At 66.7% G+C, this 14,538-nt stretch carries 15 protein-coding genes and 1 pseudogene; 11 read left to right on the plus strand and 5 right to left on the minus strand.

Translation table 11 applies throughout. From position 1 onward, the window contains the following. A pseudogene (locus GV044_RS22605) lies at positions 1 to 211 on the minus strand (hypothetical protein); the annotation flags it as partial. A 124-nt stretch (positions 212 to 335) separates the two neighbouring features. Here GV044_RS22605 and GV044_RS16630 point away from each other — a divergent pair. Continuing rightward, on the plus strand, positions 336 to 1,223 hold the full coding sequence (locus GV044_RS16630) for an SDR family NAD(P)-dependent oxidoreductase (RefSeq protein ID WP_159872941.1): 888 nt from the start codon (positions 336 to 338) through the stop codon (positions 1,221 to 1,223). Between the two features lie 4 nt (positions 1,224 to 1,227). Here the strand turns inward: GV044_RS16630 and GV044_RS16635 are convergent, their stop codons facing one another. Beyond that, positions 1,228 to 4,233: a GAF domain-containing protein gene (locus GV044_RS16635; protein WP_159872943.1), complete on the minus strand. Its 3,006-nt coding sequence runs from the start codon at positions 4,231 to 4,233 to the stop codon at positions 1,228 to 1,230. Between the two features lie 268 nt (positions 4,234 to 4,501). Between GV044_RS16635 and GV044_RS16640 the strand changes: the two genes are divergently transcribed. The 7 genes from GV044_RS16640 to GV044_RS16670 all read left to right on the plus strand — a co-directional run bounded on the left by GV044_RS16640 (position 4,502) and on the right by GV044_RS16670 (position 9,876). Then, the gene (locus GV044_RS16640) at positions 4,502 to 6,166 is read left to right on the plus strand and encodes a pilus assembly protein (protein ID WP_159872945.1); all 1,665 of its coding nucleotides are present in this window, start codon (positions 4,502 to 4,504) and stop codon (positions 6,164 to 6,166) included. Next, entirely contained in the window at positions 6,163 to 6,750 is a 588-nt protein-coding gene (locus GV044_RS16645; RefSeq protein WP_159872947.1) for a TadE/TadG family type IV pilus assembly protein, read from the plus strand. The genes GV044_RS16640 and GV044_RS16645 overlap by 4 nt, the downstream gene beginning before the upstream one ends. Then, positions 6,747 to 7,418 carry a TadE/TadG family type IV pilus assembly protein gene (locus GV044_RS16650; protein WP_159872949.1) on the plus strand — a complete coding sequence of 224 codons (672 nt, stop codon included), beginning with the start codon at positions 6,747 to 6,749 and terminating at the stop codon, positions 7,416 to 7,418. The genes GV044_RS16645 and GV044_RS16650 overlap by 4 nt, the downstream gene beginning before the upstream one ends. 110 nt (positions 7,419 to 7,528) lie before the next feature. Further along, the gene (locus tag GV044_RS16655; protein WP_159872951.1) at positions 7,529 to 8,068 is read left to right on the plus strand and encodes a nuclear transport factor 2 family protein; all 540 of its coding nucleotides are present in this window, start codon (positions 7,529 to 7,531) and stop codon (positions 8,066 to 8,068) included. Beyond that, positions 8,065 to 8,961 (plus strand): SDR family NAD(P)-dependent oxidoreductase, encoded by an 897-nt coding sequence (locus GV044_RS16660; RefSeq protein WP_159872953.1) that lies wholly within the window; start codon positions 8,065 to 8,067, stop codon positions 8,959 to 8,961. The genes GV044_RS16655 and GV044_RS16660 overlap by 4 nt, the downstream gene beginning before the upstream one ends. A 7-nt stretch (positions 8,962 to 8,968) precedes the next feature. Next, positions 8,969 to 9,517 carry a nuclear transport factor 2 family protein gene (locus GV044_RS16665; protein ID WP_159872955.1) on the plus strand — a complete coding sequence of 183 codons (549 nt, stop codon included), beginning with the start codon at positions 8,969 to 8,971 and terminating at the stop codon, positions 9,515 to 9,517. Beyond that, positions 9,517 to 9,876: an SDR family NAD(P)-dependent oxidoreductase gene (locus GV044_RS16670; protein ID WP_159873741.1), complete on the plus strand. Its 360-nt coding sequence runs from the start codon at positions 9,517 to 9,519 to the stop codon at positions 9,874 to 9,876. The genes GV044_RS16665 and GV044_RS16670 overlap by 1 nt, the downstream gene beginning before the upstream one ends. Before the next feature lie 84 nt (positions 9,877 to 9,960). Here GV044_RS16670 and GV044_RS16675 read toward each other — a convergent pair whose 3' ends face one another. From GV044_RS16675 to ubiA, 3 genes are all read right to left on the minus strand, one after another. Continuing rightward, entirely contained in the window at positions 9,961 to 10,200 is a 240-nt protein-coding gene (locus GV044_RS16675) for a hypothetical protein (protein WP_159872957.1), read from the minus strand. Positions 10,201 to 10,224: 24 nt separating this feature from the next. Further along, positions 10,225 to 10,431, minus strand: a complete 207-nt coding sequence (locus tag GV044_RS16680; RefSeq protein ID WP_159872959.1) for a hypothetical protein — start codon at positions 10,429 to 10,431, stop codon at positions 10,225 to 10,227. Between the two features lie 108 nt (positions 10,432 to 10,539). Then, positions 10,540 to 11,451 (minus strand): 4-hydroxybenzoate octaprenyltransferase, encoded by a 912-nt coding sequence (gene ubiA / locus GV044_RS16685; RefSeq protein ID WP_159872961.1) that lies wholly within the window; start codon positions 11,449 to 11,451, stop codon positions 10,540 to 10,542. 192 nt (positions 11,452 to 11,643) lie between these two features. Between ubiA and GV044_RS16690 the strand changes: the two genes are divergently transcribed. The 3 genes from GV044_RS16690 to GV044_RS16700 all read left to right on the plus strand — a co-directional run bounded on the left by GV044_RS16690 (position 11,644) and on the right by GV044_RS16700 (position 14,523). Continuing rightward, positions 11,644 to 12,420 (plus strand): 16S rRNA (uracil(1498)-N(3))-methyltransferase, encoded by a 777-nt coding sequence (locus GV044_RS16690; protein ID WP_159872963.1) that lies wholly within the window; start codon positions 11,644 to 11,646, stop codon positions 12,418 to 12,420. Positions 12,421 to 12,430: 10 nt separating this feature from the next. Continuing rightward, complete coding sequence (locus GV044_RS16695) at positions 12,431 to 13,816, plus strand: glutamate--cysteine ligase (protein WP_159872965.1); 1,386 nt, start codon at positions 12,431 to 12,433, stop codon at positions 13,814 to 13,816. Positions 13,817 to 13,914: 98 nt separating this feature from the next. Further along, complete coding sequence (locus GV044_RS16700; RefSeq protein WP_159872967.1) at positions 13,915 to 14,523, plus strand: flavodoxin family protein; 609 nt, start codon at positions 13,915 to 13,917, stop codon at positions 14,521 to 14,523. The last annotated feature ends 15 nt before the right edge of the window (positions 14,524 to 14,538 follow it).

The following is a 14,538-nucleotide window of genomic DNA, read 5'->3' on the forward strand; positions in this document are numbered from 1 at the left end:
CCAGGCTGGCGCCCCCTTGCGCGCGGCGGGCGTAGTATTCGGCCGCATCGTCGCCGGGCACGCCGCCTTCGCAGACTTCCAGGCCCATCGGCGGGAACACGAAGCGGTTGGGCAGCGTGAACTTGCCGAGCTGGAACGGCGTGAACAGGCCTGCGAAGCTGTGATTATCCATGCATCTCACCCACGTTGCCCATGTCACGAAGGCGCCCATCGGAGAGGCGCCGGCGCGCCGGGTAGCGATGTCCTATCGCGATTTGAGCAGTCGCTCAATAATGTGCACAAGAGCGCTCCCGACTCGCCTCGATCAAACAGGGCGGGCGGCAAGAGGAGAGGCCATGGGATTGCTCGGAGCGCATCGCGCACTCGCCGGAAAGATCGCCATCGTCGTGGGCGGTGCGGCCGGCCACCTGGGGCGTGGCGCCTCGCTCGCGCTGGCGCAGGCGGGCGTGCGAGTGATCTGTTGCGACAACGACCGCGAGGGCATCGCCGCGATCGGTGACGAGGCGGAAGCGCTCGGGGGCACGGTCGAAGCTCATTACGCGGACGTGGCGGACCCTGCCTCGCTCGACGCGTTCTACGACATGCTGCAGGCAGACATCGGCCGTGCCGACATCCTGATCAACATGGCGGGAGGCGTGCGTCGCAGCCTGTTCGACAAGACCATGCGCGAGGATCATGCCCGCGACATACGGCTGAACTACGGCTACGTGGTCGACAGCTGCCATCGCGCGCTGCCGCTGTTGCGCGCGAGCGGCAATGGCGGAGCGATCGTCAACTTCACCACGATCGAGGCACATCGCGGCGCTGCGACTTACGCGGTCTACGCCGGCGCCAAGGCCGCGACGACCAACTTCAGCCGCGCACTGGCGGTGGAATTGGGCGCCGAGCAGATCCGCGTGAACTGCGTCGCCACCGACACCACCCTCGCCCGCGCATCCAACGCCGCGCTCGCGCCGCAGGACTACGAGCGCCTCGCGGAACTGGGCGCGGATGCGCTGGCCAAGTCGATCGAGCTCTACGTGCCGCAAAAGCGCGCGCCGTCGATCGAGGACGTGATGAACGGCGTGCTGTTCCTGGTCAGCGATCTCGCCCGTGCGATCACCGGCACCACACTGCACATTGACGGCGGCACCATTGCCTCGCTCGGGTTCCTCGATTGGCCCTACGGCGACAGCTTCATGCCCGCGCCGCTGGGCGGAACGCTGAAGCGGCTGGTGGACTGACGGGTCAGTTCAGCATCTGCGCGGACGCCATCGCGCCGTCCAGCGCCGCGGCCAGGTCTTCGCTGCGGAACGGCTTGGCGAGGCGCGGCAAATCGGGCGCGATATCCTCCAACGCGGCATAGCCCGAGACCACCAGCACGCGCGTGTCGGGCGCGGCAGCAAGCACGTCGCGGGCAAGCTGCGTGCCGCTCATCCCCGGCATCAGGTGATCGGTCACGAGCACGCGCGGGCGCAAGCCTTCGCGCACGCGTTGCAGCGCTTCCTCCCCGCTAGATGCCTCGGTGACGGCGTAGCCCAAGTCGGCGAGCATCTCGGCCGTGCTCATGCGCACCAGTTCCTCGTCGTCGACCAGCAGCGCAGTGCCGCTGCCGGCCGGACCGGCGGCGAGCGCTTGGGCGGTGCCGTCGCTGGCATCCTCGTCCACGCAGACCGGCAGCCACAGGCGCACGTTGGTGCCGAGGCCTGGCCGGCTCTCGATGGTCATGGCACCGCCGAGCTGCAGCGCCAGGCCGTGGACCATCGACAAGCCAAGCCCGGTCCCCTTGCCCAGGCCCTTGGTGGAGAAGAACGGCTCGATCGCGCGGGCCGCAGTCGCCTCGTCCATGCCTTCGCCGGTGTCGGCAACCGAGAGCCGCAAGTAGTCGCCCGCCGGTAGTCCGAGCGCTCGTACCGCTGCAGCGGGAGCCGGCTCGGCGCTGATGCGCAAGGTGCCGCCATCGGGCATCGCATCGCGCGCGTTCACGGCCAGGTTGAGGAGCGCCATTTCCAGCTGGTTGCCGTCGGCGCGCGCACGGGCGAGGTCCGCGGCGATCTCCACCGCCACCTTGATCTGCGGCCCCGCCGTGCTCGCGATCAGGTCGGCCATGCCGCGCACCAGCTCGGCCAGATCGACCGCCGTGGTCTGCAGCGGCTGACGGCGCGCAAAGGCGAGCAGGCGTTGCACCAACACCTTGGCGCGTTCGGCGGACTGGCTGGCACCCGCGATCAGCCGCTGCTCGCGCTCACCACCCAGCTGCTTGCGCTGGAGCATGTCTAGGCTGCCGATGATCGGGGTCAGCAGGTTGTTGAAATCGTGCGCGACGCCGCCGGTCAGCTGGCCGATCGCCTCCATCTTCTGCGACTGGCGCAGCTGGTCCTCGGCCGCGGCCAGCCGCTCCTGCTCGCGATGGAGCTCGGTGATGTCGCGTCCGATGAGGTAGGCGGCGGTCACCTCACCCTCGCCGTCCCGAACCGGGCGGAAGCGCATCTCGTAAAGCTGCGCACTCGCGCCCTCGCCCCACCAGGCGAGCTGTTCGAAGGATTCGCCGCTCAAGGCACGGTGCCATACCCCCAAAGCCGCGGCGCGCTCCTCGGGGACCGAACTGATGAAGTTGGGCAGGCCATCGCCCACTTGGGGCCGCGCGCCGAAGATATTTTCGTAGTCCTCCTGCGCCGCGGCGTTGATCGCGAGGAAGCGCAGCTCCGTATCGACCATCTGGATGGGCGCGTCGGTGTCGGCGACGATGTCGGCGAACAGCTTGCGCTCGGCCAGGACCTCGTCGACGCGCTGCTCGAGCGTGGCGTTGAGGTGGCGCACCGCATCCTCGGCGCGTGCTCGTTCTACCGCCGCCCAGGTCCGCTCGGCGACTTCGAGGGCGATCTGTCCCTCCAGTTCCGACCACGCGCGCGGTTCGCCCTCGTGCAGGTAGAGGATCGCTGTCAGCTTGCCGTGCTTGATCAGCGGCACCACCAGCAGCGCCTTCGTGCCGATGCTGTCGTAGCCTGCCGAGTAGGGCGCCGAGAGCGGGTCCGCTTCGATCGAGGGCAGGCGCAGGATCTCGCCCGCTTTCAGCGCGTCGATGATGGCGGGGCCGAAGATCGCGAGCGGACGCGTCTCGCCCGCGAGCGAGCCCATGGTGCCATCGTGCCAATCCCGCTCGACGGTGACGTGTTCGACCGCCTCGTCGATCTCGCCATAGCCGACGCGGCCGACATGCAGCTCCTCGCCCAGCAGGCGCGCGGCGGTCTCCTGGATGGCGCCGGGATCGGACAGCAGCCGCACTTCGTCGCCCATGCGCAGCAGGAACGCCTGGCGCCGCGCGAGCGCCCGCAGGTCGGCTTGCGCATGCGCTCGCTCGACTGCGGACCAGGTGCGCTCGGCCACCTCCTCGATCAACGCGATGTCAGCCTTGGTCCAACGACGTGGCGAACGATCGTGGAGGTAGAGCACCGCGACGAGCCGCCCGCCCTTCACCAGCGAGACGGTCGCGGCGGAGCGCACCTCCAGCGCGGCGAAGGCGGCGCGCGCCTGCTCCGAGGCCGCACGGTCGTCCGCCAGGGTGTCGTCGACACTCAGCGTGATGCCGGCGCGCAGCGTGCCGAAGATCTCCGGGCCAAAGGCGGCAAGGTCGTGGGTGCCGTTGAAATTGGGGACCGAACCATCGGTCCAGTTGCCCTGCGTGGTAAAGTACCGCTCGCTCAGATCCAGGCTGCCATAGCCGACGCGGCTCACGCCGAAGTGCGTGCCCAGCGCGGCTTGCGCGGCGGAGACGATCTCCTCGGCTTCGGCGAGGTCCCGAAACGCCGCTTCCAGGCGCATCAGGAACTCCTGACGGGCGCGAGCGGCAACCGCGTCGGTGGTCTCGCTGCAGACGCACAACGCTGCGAAGACGGCGCCATCCTCGTCGCGAACCGGGCTGTAGCTGAACGTGAACCACGCCGTGCGCGGCTCGGGCCGGTGGAGGACGACCGGTAAATCCTCGTACAAGCTGGATTTGCCGGCAAACGCGCGGTCGATGACGGGCCCGATCGCCTTCTCGACCTCGGGCCACACCTCGAAGAACGGGCGCCCCATGGCTTTGGGATGATGCGGCCCCAGGATCGGGATGTAGGTATCGTTGTAGATCAGCCGCCGATCTTCGCCGAGCAGCACGAACATCGGCACGGGCGCTGCGCGGATCACGCCAACCAGCAGCCGGGCGCTTGCCGGTTGCCCCTCCAGGATCGCAGCCCATTGCGCTTGATCCGTCATGCCTGCCGTGTCGACCCCGTTGCCTCTGCGGCTGACCTCCCGATGCGGGCGTGGCAGTCAGCCGTCCATGTTTCGCGTATGTGCCGGAAAATAGCAACGCAAGACCCGTCCATCGGGGCAGCTAGCCCCGTGAAAACACGCGGCTTTGCGGCTCACCCGCGGGATCGTGGTTGGTGAAAATTTACCATGGCCGTTGCACGGGCAGTTACGCCTGAGAGCGCAGAGCAACCTTGGATCATAACCGGAGTCGCACCTCGTCATGCCTCGCGTGGCCTTATCCGTTTCAGCAGCCCGCATCGCGGGCTGGCTCCGGCGCCTGGGCAGGGACCAGCGCGGCAACACGTTCCTGATCGTTGCAGCGGCGGTGATCCCGATGCTGGCGGTGATCGGCGGCGGCGTCGACATCAGCCGCGGATACCTGTCGCGCACCCGACTTCAGCAGGCCTGCGATGCCGGCGTGCTGGCGACGCGCAAGAAGATCGGCGGCACTGTCATCACTACGGGCATTATCCCAACGGACGCCAATGCGGTGGGGACGCGGTTCTTCAACCTAAATTTCCAGGATGGCGCCTACGGCACGACCGGCAGGACCTTCGCGATGACCCTGTCATCCGATTACACCATCAACGGCTCGGCCAGCGTGAGCGTGCCGACCTCGGTAATGAAGCTGTTCAGCGTCGATACCCTGCCGGTGTCCGTGAACTGCTCGGCGCAGTTCCACTACGCCAACACCGACATCATGATGGTGCTCGACGTCACCGGGTCGATGAACGACACCAACCCCGGGGACAGCAGCAGCAAGATCTCCGTGCTACGCCAGACGGTGAAGGACTTTTACGCCTCAATCGAAAGCAACAAGACGCAAGGCACGCGCATCCGCTACGGCTTCGTGCCGTATTCGACAAACGTCAACGTCGGCTCGCTGCTGCAATCGAACTGGGTGGCGCAGACAGCCAACTACGAGAGCCGCGAGGCGGTCAGCACCCCCAGCGGCAAACAGTGGCAATACCACACCATGGCGATCAACGTCGGCCCGCTGCAGAACGGCGAGACCAACAAGCTGATCAAGGGCGGCTCGATCAAGATCAAGATGGGCGGCACGCCTTCGGCTCCGCTCGACGTCGACGTCCTTTTCGACGGCTGCATGGAAGAGCGAGCGACGTACGTCATCGACGATTACAACAACGTCGACCTGACCCGTGCGCGCGACCTCGACATCGATGCGGTGCCGATCAAGGGGACGCCCGACACCCAGTGGAAGCCGATGCTGGATGACGCGGCGTGGCTGCGCGCGTTCTCGATTACCAAGAACTGGAACGGCAGCCTCAGCATCAGCGGTTCCTGGCAGGGGACGACGACAGGCTCTGCATACAGCACGGGCAATTACGCGCAGGCCAATGCGGTCGGTCTCGCCGCCTGCCCCGCCGAAGCGCGCAAGCTGGCCGAGATGAGCGCCAGCGACGTCGCAACGTATGTTGACGGGCTGAATGCGGCGGGCAGTACTTACCACGACATCGGCATGATCTGGGGCGGACGCCTGATCTCGCCCACGGGCATCTTCGCCAGCGAGAACGGCGACGTGAACGGTCGGCCCAGCATGCGCCACCTGATCTTCCTGACCGACGGCGAAACGGCTCCCCTGGAGTATTCGTACACGTCCTATGGGGTGGAGCCGCTGTCCCAGCGTCGGTGGAATCCGAGCTCGAAGTACACTCTCACGCAAACCGTGGAAAAGCGCTTCAGCTATGCGTGTAATCAGGTGAAGAACAAGAACGTCACCGTGTGGGTGATCGGCTTCGGCACCAACGTGACCGACCTGATGAAGGACTGCGCGGGTTCTGGTCATTGGTTCCAAGCCGCCAATGCGACGCAGCTGGCCGATGCCTTCGCCGCGATCTCCGCTGCGATCGGCGACTTGCGGATCATCAAGTGAGCTGGCTCCGCAATCTCCGGCGTGATCGGCGCGGCGTCAGCGCGGTGGAGTTCGCGTTGTTGACGCCGGTCCTGCTGATCGCACTGCTGGGACTGCTGGACCTGGGATACAACATGTACACCTCCTCGATTCTTGAGGGCGCGATCCAGGCCGCAGCGCGCAGCTCGACACTGGAGAACGCCTCGTCCAAGTCGACCGCGATCGACGACGCCGTCACGCTGGCGGTCAAGGACATCGCGCCCAGCGCGACGCTCACCTTCAAGCGCACCGCCTATCCCTCGTTCTCCTCGACCGGCAAGCCCGAGGACTACGACGACAACAACCACAACAACAAGTGCGACAACGGCGAGCCGTTCGAGGACGTCAACGAGAACTCGGTGTGGGACTCGGACCAGGGCTCGGTCGGGATGGGCGGCGCGCGAGACGTTGTCGTCTACCTGGTGACGGTCACCTACCCGCGCCCATTCCCGGTCGCCAGCATGCTGGGCGCGCCGTCCACTTACACGCTCAGCTCCAAGACGGTGCTGACCAATCAGCCTTGGACCAACGTGATCAAGACGCCGCCGATAAGGAACTGCACTTGAGCCGCTGCCGCGCCATCTCGCGCCTGTTGCGCCGCCTGCGCTGGGACCGCTCGGGTCTGGCGATGACGGAGTTCGCGCTGATCATGCCGTTCTTCCTCACCGCCGGGCTATACGGCGTGGAACTGGCCAACTACTCGTACATGAACATGCGCGTGGGACAGCTCGCCGCGCAGATCGCCGACAACGCCTCGCGCATCGGCGATTATTCCAAGCTCCAGAACCGCAAGGTCTACGAAAGCGACATCGACGACCTGCTGATCGGCGCGGGGCTGCAGGCTGGCACGCAGATGGACCTGTTCAACCGCGGCCGGATCATCATCAGCAGCCTGGAGAAGAACAGCTCCGGCCAGCAGTACATTCATTGGCAGCGGTGCCTGGGCAAGAAGAACGTCACCTCAACCTATGGCATCCAGGGCGCAACCCGCACCGTCGGCATGGGGCCGGCTGGCAACGAGGTCTACGCACTGGACACCAAGGAAGCGGTGATGTTCGTCGAGGTGCAGTACGATTATCTGCCGCTCGTTAGTGCCAGCTTCATCGGCACGCCGAAGCTGGTGTCGATATCCTCATTCACGGTGCGCTCCAGCCGCGACCTGAGCCAGTTGTACCAGACCACGCCCTCGAGCCCGTCCATGACCTGCGACAAGTTCACCACCACGGTCGCGTGAAGCGCGGTGCGGATTGAACGGCTGTCCAAAAAGGTCAAGCAGATCTACGTGCGACGCGCTACTCCGTGTAGAAAGGGCACAACGCCCGCACACAAGGAGAGGCGTGCGCAATGGAAACAACTCTACGGGCGCTGCTGGACCGTGAGGCGATCCGCAGCTGCGTCATCCGCCTCGCTCGCGGCGAGGATCGGCGGAGCGCCAAGCTGATCCGCTCCTGCTGGTGGCCCGAGGCGAAGTTCGATTACGGCGTCCATGCGGGCGACTTCGAGGCCTATCTCGCCTGGGTCGCGCCGGGCGCCGACGCGATCAAGAACACGCAGCACGTGATCGGCCAGACGCATATCGAACTCTCCGGCGCGAGCGCCAAGGCGGAGACCCACGCGATCTCCTATCACCGTCTGGACCTGGGCGCGGAAGCGGGGGGCGAGCGCGACACTTGCATCGGCGGGCGCTACCTCGACAGCTTCGAGAAGCGCGGTGAGGAATGGCGCATCGCCGACCGCATCATGCTCTACGATTGGGAGCAGGACTGGGGAATGGCGGCCGACTGGTCGAAGGGCGTGATGGGCTACCCCTTCTCCGCCGAGCACTTCGCCGGCCGCGCCAAGGGCGACTTCAGCGAGCGCTGGTTTGCCGGAGAGCGCGCATGAGCGCTCCGCTCGCCGGCAAGGTCGCCGTGGTTACGGGCGCAAGCCGCGGCATCGGCAAGGGCATCGCCCTGGTCCTCGCCGAGCAGGGCGCAACCGTCTACGTCACCGGCCGCACCGTGCGCGAGGGTGACTACTACTTGCCCGGCACCGTCGGCGGCACCGCGGCCGAGTGCGCCGAACGCGGGCGCGATAGCGGCGGCACGGGCATCGCAGTCGCCTGCGATCACGGCGACGATGCCGCGGTCGCCGCCTTGTTCGAGCAAGTCCGTGCCGAGCAGGGCCGGCTCGACGTGCTGGTCAACAATGCCTTCACGCTCTCCGACGATCTGCTGGAGCCCAAGGGGTTCTGGGAGAAGCCGCTCTCGAACCTCGAGATGTGGGATGTGGGCGTGAAATCGAACTACGTCGCCGCCTGGCATGCGGCGCGCATCATGGTGCCGCAAGGCTCGGGTCTGATCGTCGCGATCAGTGGCTTCGCGGCGGTGACCTATACGTACGGCACGATCTTCGGCACGTCCAAGTCCGCAGTCGACCGCATGGCGCGCGACATGGCGATCGAACTGGAGCCGCACGGCGTCGCCAGCCTGGCGATCTGGCAAGGCCTGACGTTGACCGAAAAGGCGCAGGACAATCTCGCCAGGATGGGCGACAAGATGACCGCCTCGATCACCTCGATGCACGGCAGCACCGTCGAGCATCCCGGCCGGGTAGTCGCCGCGCTCGCCGCCGACCCGCAGATCATGAAGCGCTCGGGCGGGGAGTTCATCACTACGGAGCTCGCCATGGAATACGGCGTCACCGACACCGACGGATCGGTGATCCAGTCAGCCCGCGCGACGCGCGGCTCGCCCATATGGAAGCCCATTTCGGAGGTCGACTACCGTGGCAAGTGACTCGCCCATGAGCCGGGAAGCACAGCTCGACGCCTTGCTGGACAAGCAGGACATCCTGGAAGCGCTCGCCCGCTTCTCGCGCGGCATGGATCGGTTCGACCGGGACACTTACTTGTCCGCATTTTGGCCCGATGCCGAGATGGCAGCCGGACCCTTCGTAGGCAACGCGCAGGATTGCTGGGACTGGGCAATTCCGATGCACGAGGCAGGGCAGATCCTGACCCATCACGCCTTGCTCCAGACCACCATCCATCCGGATGGCGACACGGCGCATACCGAGACCTATTACCAGTTCGTCGGCCGCAACCGGGACGAGAGCCTATGGATTGCGGGCGGCCGCTACATCGACCGGCTGGAGAAGCGCGATGGCGCGTGGCGGATCGCGTTGCGCACCAACATCATCGAATGGGCCTGCCTGCCGCCGCCGATGCCGCTCCCCTTCGCCGACGTGCCCGACATCGCGGTGAACGGCGTCTCTTCACGCAATCGGGAGGACCCGTCGTACCAGCGCCCGCTGGTCAATCGGCGCGCTGCGGCCAACGCCGGCAAAGCTTGATGGGGGCGCTGTCGGGGAAGGTCGCGCTGGTCACCGGCGCCAGTCGCGGCATCGGCAAGGGCGTGGCCTGCGCGCTCGCCGAGCAGGGTGCAACGGTCTACGTCACCGGACGCACGGTCGCGGCGGGGCAGCAGCCCTTGCCGGGCACGCTGGCGCGGACCGTCGCCGAAGTGAACGCCCGCGGCGGTGTGGGCGTCGCCGCGCCGATGGACCTTGCCGACGACGCGCAGATCGCCGCCGTGTTCGATCGCATCCGTGCAGAGCAGGGCCGGCTCGACGTGCTGGTCAACAGTGCGATGGCGATCCCCGACGCCATGACGCAGCGTCGGCTTCTGAAAGAAGCCGCTCGACGAGTGTGAGATCTGGGAAATGGACCTGCGTGCCGCCTACCTCCTCCCTCACGGGAGGAGGGGCGCCCGATCTTAAATTGATTGTCCTTAAGATCAGGCTTGCGGCGCTGGCGGCTTCTTCACGACCTGCCCGGCCCACTCGATCTCACCCGCGTCCGGCGCAGGTTCGGAGTCCGGCCCGCCGGGTCGCAGCACGGCTTCAACGCCGTCATCGGCCTGCTCGTCCGGCGCCTCGCCCTGCACGCCGCCGACATCGTCGTTAACGCGCTCGCTCAAGGCGTCCGGGTCGGCGGGCTGCTTGGCCGATCCGTCGCTCGGCTTGTCTTGCGACATCGCGGTTCTCCTGCCGTCCTGAGTTCAGGGCATCGTGCTCAGGATATCGCCCGCAGCCGTGGCGCTGGCAGGCGGCGTGTCGGGATCGGATTGGATGCGCGCCTGGCTGCTCAGCGGCCCGCCGGCGAGCGCCACCTGGCCCGCGTTGCCGCCCTGCGTGGCCTGGTTCTTCTGGAGGTAACGGTATCCGGCATAGCCGAGCGCCCCAAGGGCCGCGAGTTTGACGAGCATGGCTCACTCCTGTTGTTGAGCAGGAAGAACGCACGGGCCCGTGCCAAAGTGCCGGTCGGCTGATCTCGCCTTTCGTTCGGCTCGCCCCGCCCCGCGTTGCAACGTCCGTCAGGCGTTCCCGACGACCCAGCATGCCAGCGCCATCAGCAAGCCGGCGAAGCGGTTGGAGCGGAAGCGGTCCAGCGCATTGCCGTCCCCGGCAAGCTCCAGAGTCGCGACCTGCCACAGCAGATGCGCCGCCATCGGCAGCAGCGCCGCAAGCGCCAGCCAGTCCGGTCGCAGCAACCAGAAGGCGCCCGCCCAATAGCCGATCGCCAGCACGTAGAACGCCGCAACGCCGCCGCGCACGTGCGAGCCCATCCGCAGGGCCGAAGAGCGCACCCCCACCAGCGCATCGTCCTCCCGGTCCTGAAGCGCATAGATCGTGTCGTAGCCGACCACCCAGGCGATCGATCCCGCATAGAGCAGCGCCAGCGTACCCAGGCCCCAATCTTTCGATGCGCCGCGCACCTCGACCCAGCCGACCAGTGCCGCCCAGGAGAACACCAGGCCAAGCCACGCCTGCGGCCACCAAGTGATCCGCTTCATGAAGGGATAGGCTGCGACGGGAGCCAGGCTGCCCAGCGCGACCAGCTGTGCCTGCCAACGTAGTTGCAGCAGCACCACGAGCCCGATCAGGCACAGCGTCAGGAGCCAGATCCAGGCCGCCTTGCCGCTCACCCGCCCGCTCGCGACCGGCCGCGCGGCAGTGCGGACGACCTGGCGGTCGATGTCGGCATCGACGATGTCGTTGTAGACGCAGCCGGCACCCCTCATGGCGATCGCGCCCAGCAGCAGCCAGGCGATCAGGCCCCACCGCTCCTCGCCGCCAGCTAGCAGCACGCCCCAAGCGCCCGGCCAGAACAACAGCCACCAGCCGATCGGCCGATCGAACCGCGCCAGCAGCGCAAGATCGCGCAAGGTGGGCGGCAGCGCGGCGACAAGGCCGCGGTGCTGGGTGTCGGGGACGATCTGGGACATGGGGACGGGATAGCGATAGCGCGTGCAGATCGCCACCTCGATCCTCCCCTGCAAGGGCAGGGAGATCACCAAGGTGGTGGAGGGGCGTAACTCCTGTCGTCTAAGCACTCCTTTAGCGGTGGAAACCTCCGTCAGTCCTTCGGACTGCCACCTCCCCTTGCAGCGGAGGACCTTGCGTTCCATGGAACCTCCATGCCCGCCACCCCCGCTTGGCCTCCGCGTAGCGCCCCGCGCCTGTTCGTCGACGGCCCGCTAGCCGAGGCCATGGTACTCACCATCGACGGCCCGCAAGCGCATTACCTCAGCCGCGTCATGCGCGCCGGCCCTGGCGATGCCGTGATCCTGTGCGACGACCAGACCGGCGAGTGGGCCGCTGAAGTCACCCAGGCCAACAAGCGCGACCTGACCCTGGCCTTGCGCTCCCATCTCCGCCCGCGCGAGCAAGTGCCTGACTTCTGGCTCTGCGCCGCACTGCTCAAGAAGCCGAACTTCGATCTCGTGCTCGAAAAGGCGACCGAGCTCGGCGTCCGGCGAATCCAGCCTATGCTCACCCGACGCGGCGTCGCCGACAAGCTTAACGACGAGCGCGCGCGCACGATCGTCACCGAAGCGGCCGAGCAGTGCGCCCGCACCGCTCTGCCCGAAGTGGCCGAGCCGGCCAAGCTGGACGCCTTGCTCCGCACCTGGCCTGAAGGCCGCGCGCTTTTCTTCGCCGACGAGACCGGCGGCGACCCTGCGGCCGAGGCGTTCCGCGCCCATTCCGGCCCCGCCGCGCTGCTGGTCGGCCCGGAAGGCGGCTTCGACCCCGCCGAGCGCGAGGCCATCCGCGCGCTGCCGCAAGCACGGCCCATAGGCCTCGGGCCTCGCATCCTGCGCGGCGAAACCGCAGCGATCGCAGCTACCGCCTTGTGGATGGCCGTCGCGGGCGATTGGCACAATTCGCTGGCGCAGCAATCGCCGCTCGCTTAACGGCTCGCGCATGAGCACGCGTGAGGTTTCGGATCGCGACGATCCGATGATCGAGTCCATTTCGCAACTGGCCGAGCCGATGGCCGCAGGCGAAAAGCCGCGCGAGCGCTGGCGAATCGGCACCGAGCACGAGAAGCAGGTCTATCGCCTGTCAGACCACCGCGCACCGTCCTACGATGAGCCCGGCGGCATTCGCGATTTGCTGAGCGGCCTCAACGCATTCGGCTGGGAGCCGATCGAGGAGATCGGCCCTGGCGGCACTAGCAATGTCATCGCGCTGAAGGGCGCGGACGGCAACGTCAGCCTGGAGCCTGCGGGCCAACTCGAGCTGTCAGGCGCGCCGTTGGAGACGCTGCACGACACCTGCAACGAAACCGGCCGCCACCTGGAACAGGTCAAGGCCGTGGGCGACAAGCTGGGACTGGGCTTCCTCGGCCTCGGCATGTGGCCGGACAAGACTCGCGCCGAACTGCCGATCATGCCCAAGGGCCGCTACGACATCATGCTGCGGCACATGCCGCGCGTAGGCTCGCTGGGGCTCGACATGATGCTGCGCACCTGCACCATCCAGGTCAACCTCGACTATGCGAGCGAGGCAGACATGGTGCAGAAGTTCCGGGTTTCGCTGGCGCTGCAGCCGCTGGCGACGGCGCTGTTCGCCAATTCGCCGTTCACTGAGGGCAAGCCCAACGGCATGCTCTCGTACCGCAGCCACATCTGGTCGGACACCGATTCGCACCGCACCGGCATGCTGCCGTTCGTGTTCGAGCAGGGGTTCGGCTACGAGCGCTATGTCGACTACATGCTCGACGTGCCGATGTACTTCGTGTTCCGCGAAGGGCGCTACATCGACGCAGCGGGACTTTCGTTCCGCGACTTCATGGCCGGCGAGCTCTCGGTCCTGCCAGGCGAACTTCCGCGGATGAGCGACTGGATCGATCATCTTTCCACCGCCTTCCCCGAAGTGCGCCTCAAGTCGTTCCTGGAGATGCGCGGCGCCGACGGCGGCCCCTGGAGCCGCATCTGCGCGCTCCCGGCGTTCTGGGTCGGCCTGCTCTATGACCAGGGCGCGCTCGATGCGGCTTGGGACCTGGTCAGGGACTGGGACATGGACGGCCGCGAGCGCCTCCGCAACGAAGTGCCGCGGCTCGGCCTCGATGCCCCGCTGCCTGGGGGCGGGACGCTGAAGGACATCGCTGCCGAGGTGGTGAACATCTCGCGCTCAGGCTTGGCGGCGCGGCGCAAGCTGAACTCCATGGGCGAGGACGAGACCGGCTTCCTCGCGCCGCTCGCCGAGATTGCGCAGTCGGGCAAAGTGCCGGCACAGCGCCTGCTCGACAAGTTCCACGGGGAGTGGGGCGGCGATATTGCCCGGGTCTACGAAGAGCGGTTCTGAGTTTCTCCGCCTGCCCCTGCCCCTGAGGTCAGCTGTAGCGGCGGCATGGCACATCTGACGACGGCATGGGTTCTCCTGCAAATCGCTGGAGAACAACAATGTCGCTCAAGGCCATAGCACTCAACTGCACGCTCAAGGCGGATACATCGCAGCCCTCATCCACGGATTCGATGATCGCCGTGCTAGCGCAAGCGCTCGCCGAAACAGACGTCGAGATCACCGAGACCGTCCGGATCGCCGCGCTCGACATCAAGCCAGGCGTCACCTCGGATGAAGGCGATGGGGACGACTGGCCGGCGCTGCGCCACAAGATTCTCGAACACGACATCCTGATCTTTGGCGGCCCGATCTGGATGGGGCAGATCGGCAGCGTGGCGAAGCGCGTGCTGGAGCGGATGGACGCGTTCCTGTCGGAAACCGACGACCATGGCCGCATGCCCAGCTACGGAAAAGTCGCGGTCGCGGCGATCGTCGGCAACGAGGATGGCGCGCACTTCTCAAGCGCGCAGCTGTTCCAGGCGCTCAACGATGTGGGCTGGACGATCCCCGCGGTGGCTGCCTGCTATTGGGTGGGCGAGGCGATGGGATCTCAGGATTTTCAGGATCTGAAGGAAACCCCGGAGATGGTCACCAAGACAGCCAAGATGGTGGCTTCCAACGCTGCCCACCTTGCAGGGCTGCTGAAACAAAGCCCATATCCGGGATGAAATGCGCGAGCGAAG

Source organism: Novosphingobium sp. 9U (genome assembly GCF_902506425.1).
Classification (GTDB): domain Bacteria; phylum Pseudomonadota; class Alphaproteobacteria; order Sphingomonadales; family Sphingomonadaceae; genus Novosphingobium.

What these genes read in the sequence shown, in the direction of transcription:
- GV044_RS16630 (WP_159872941.1), top strand. Translation starts at nt 336, where the DNA reads ATGGGATTGCTCGGAGCGCATCGCGCACTCGCCGGAAAGATCGCCATC.
- GV044_RS16635 (WP_159872943.1), bottom strand. Translation starts at nt 4,233, where the DNA reads ATGACGGATCAAGCGCAATGGGCTGCGATCCTGGAGGGGCAACCGGCA.
- GV044_RS16655 (WP_159872951.1), top strand. Translation starts at nt 7,529, where the DNA reads ATGGAAACAACTCTACGGGCGCTGCTGGACCGTGAGGCGATCCGCAGC.
- GV044_RS16660 (WP_159872953.1), top strand. Translation starts at nt 8,065, where the DNA reads ATGAGCGCTCCGCTCGCCGGCAAGGTCGCCGTGGTTACGGGCGCAAGC.
- GV044_RS16665 (WP_159872955.1), top strand. Translation starts at nt 8,969, where the DNA reads ATGAGCCGGGAAGCACAGCTCGACGCCTTGCTGGACAAGCAGGACATC.
- GV044_RS16670 (WP_159873741.1), top strand. Translation starts at nt 9,517, where the DNA reads ATGGGGGCGCTGTCGGGGAAGGTCGCGCTGGTCACCGGCGCCAGTCGC.
- GV044_RS16675 (WP_159872957.1), bottom strand. Translation starts at nt 10,200, where the DNA reads ATGTCGCAAGACAAGCCGAGCGACGGATCGGCCAAGCAGCCCGCCGAC.
- GV044_RS16680 (WP_159872959.1), bottom strand. Translation starts at nt 10,431, where the DNA reads ATGCTCGTCAAACTCGCGGCCCTTGGGGCGCTCGGCTATGCCGGATAC.
- ubiA (WP_159872961.1), bottom strand. Translation starts at nt 11,451, where the DNA reads ATGTCCCAGATCGTCCCCGACACCCAGCACCGCGGCCTTGTCGCCGCG.
- GV044_RS16690 (WP_159872963.1), top strand. Translation starts at nt 11,644, where the DNA reads ATGCCCGCCACCCCCGCTTGGCCTCCGCGTAGCGCCCCGCGCCTGTTC.
- GV044_RS16695 (WP_159872965.1), top strand. Translation starts at nt 12,431, where the DNA reads ATGAGCACGCGTGAGGTTTCGGATCGCGACGATCCGATGATCGAGTCC.
- GV044_RS16700 (WP_159872967.1), top strand. Translation starts at nt 13,915, where the DNA reads ATGTCGCTCAAGGCCATAGCACTCAACTGCACGCTCAAGGCGGATACA.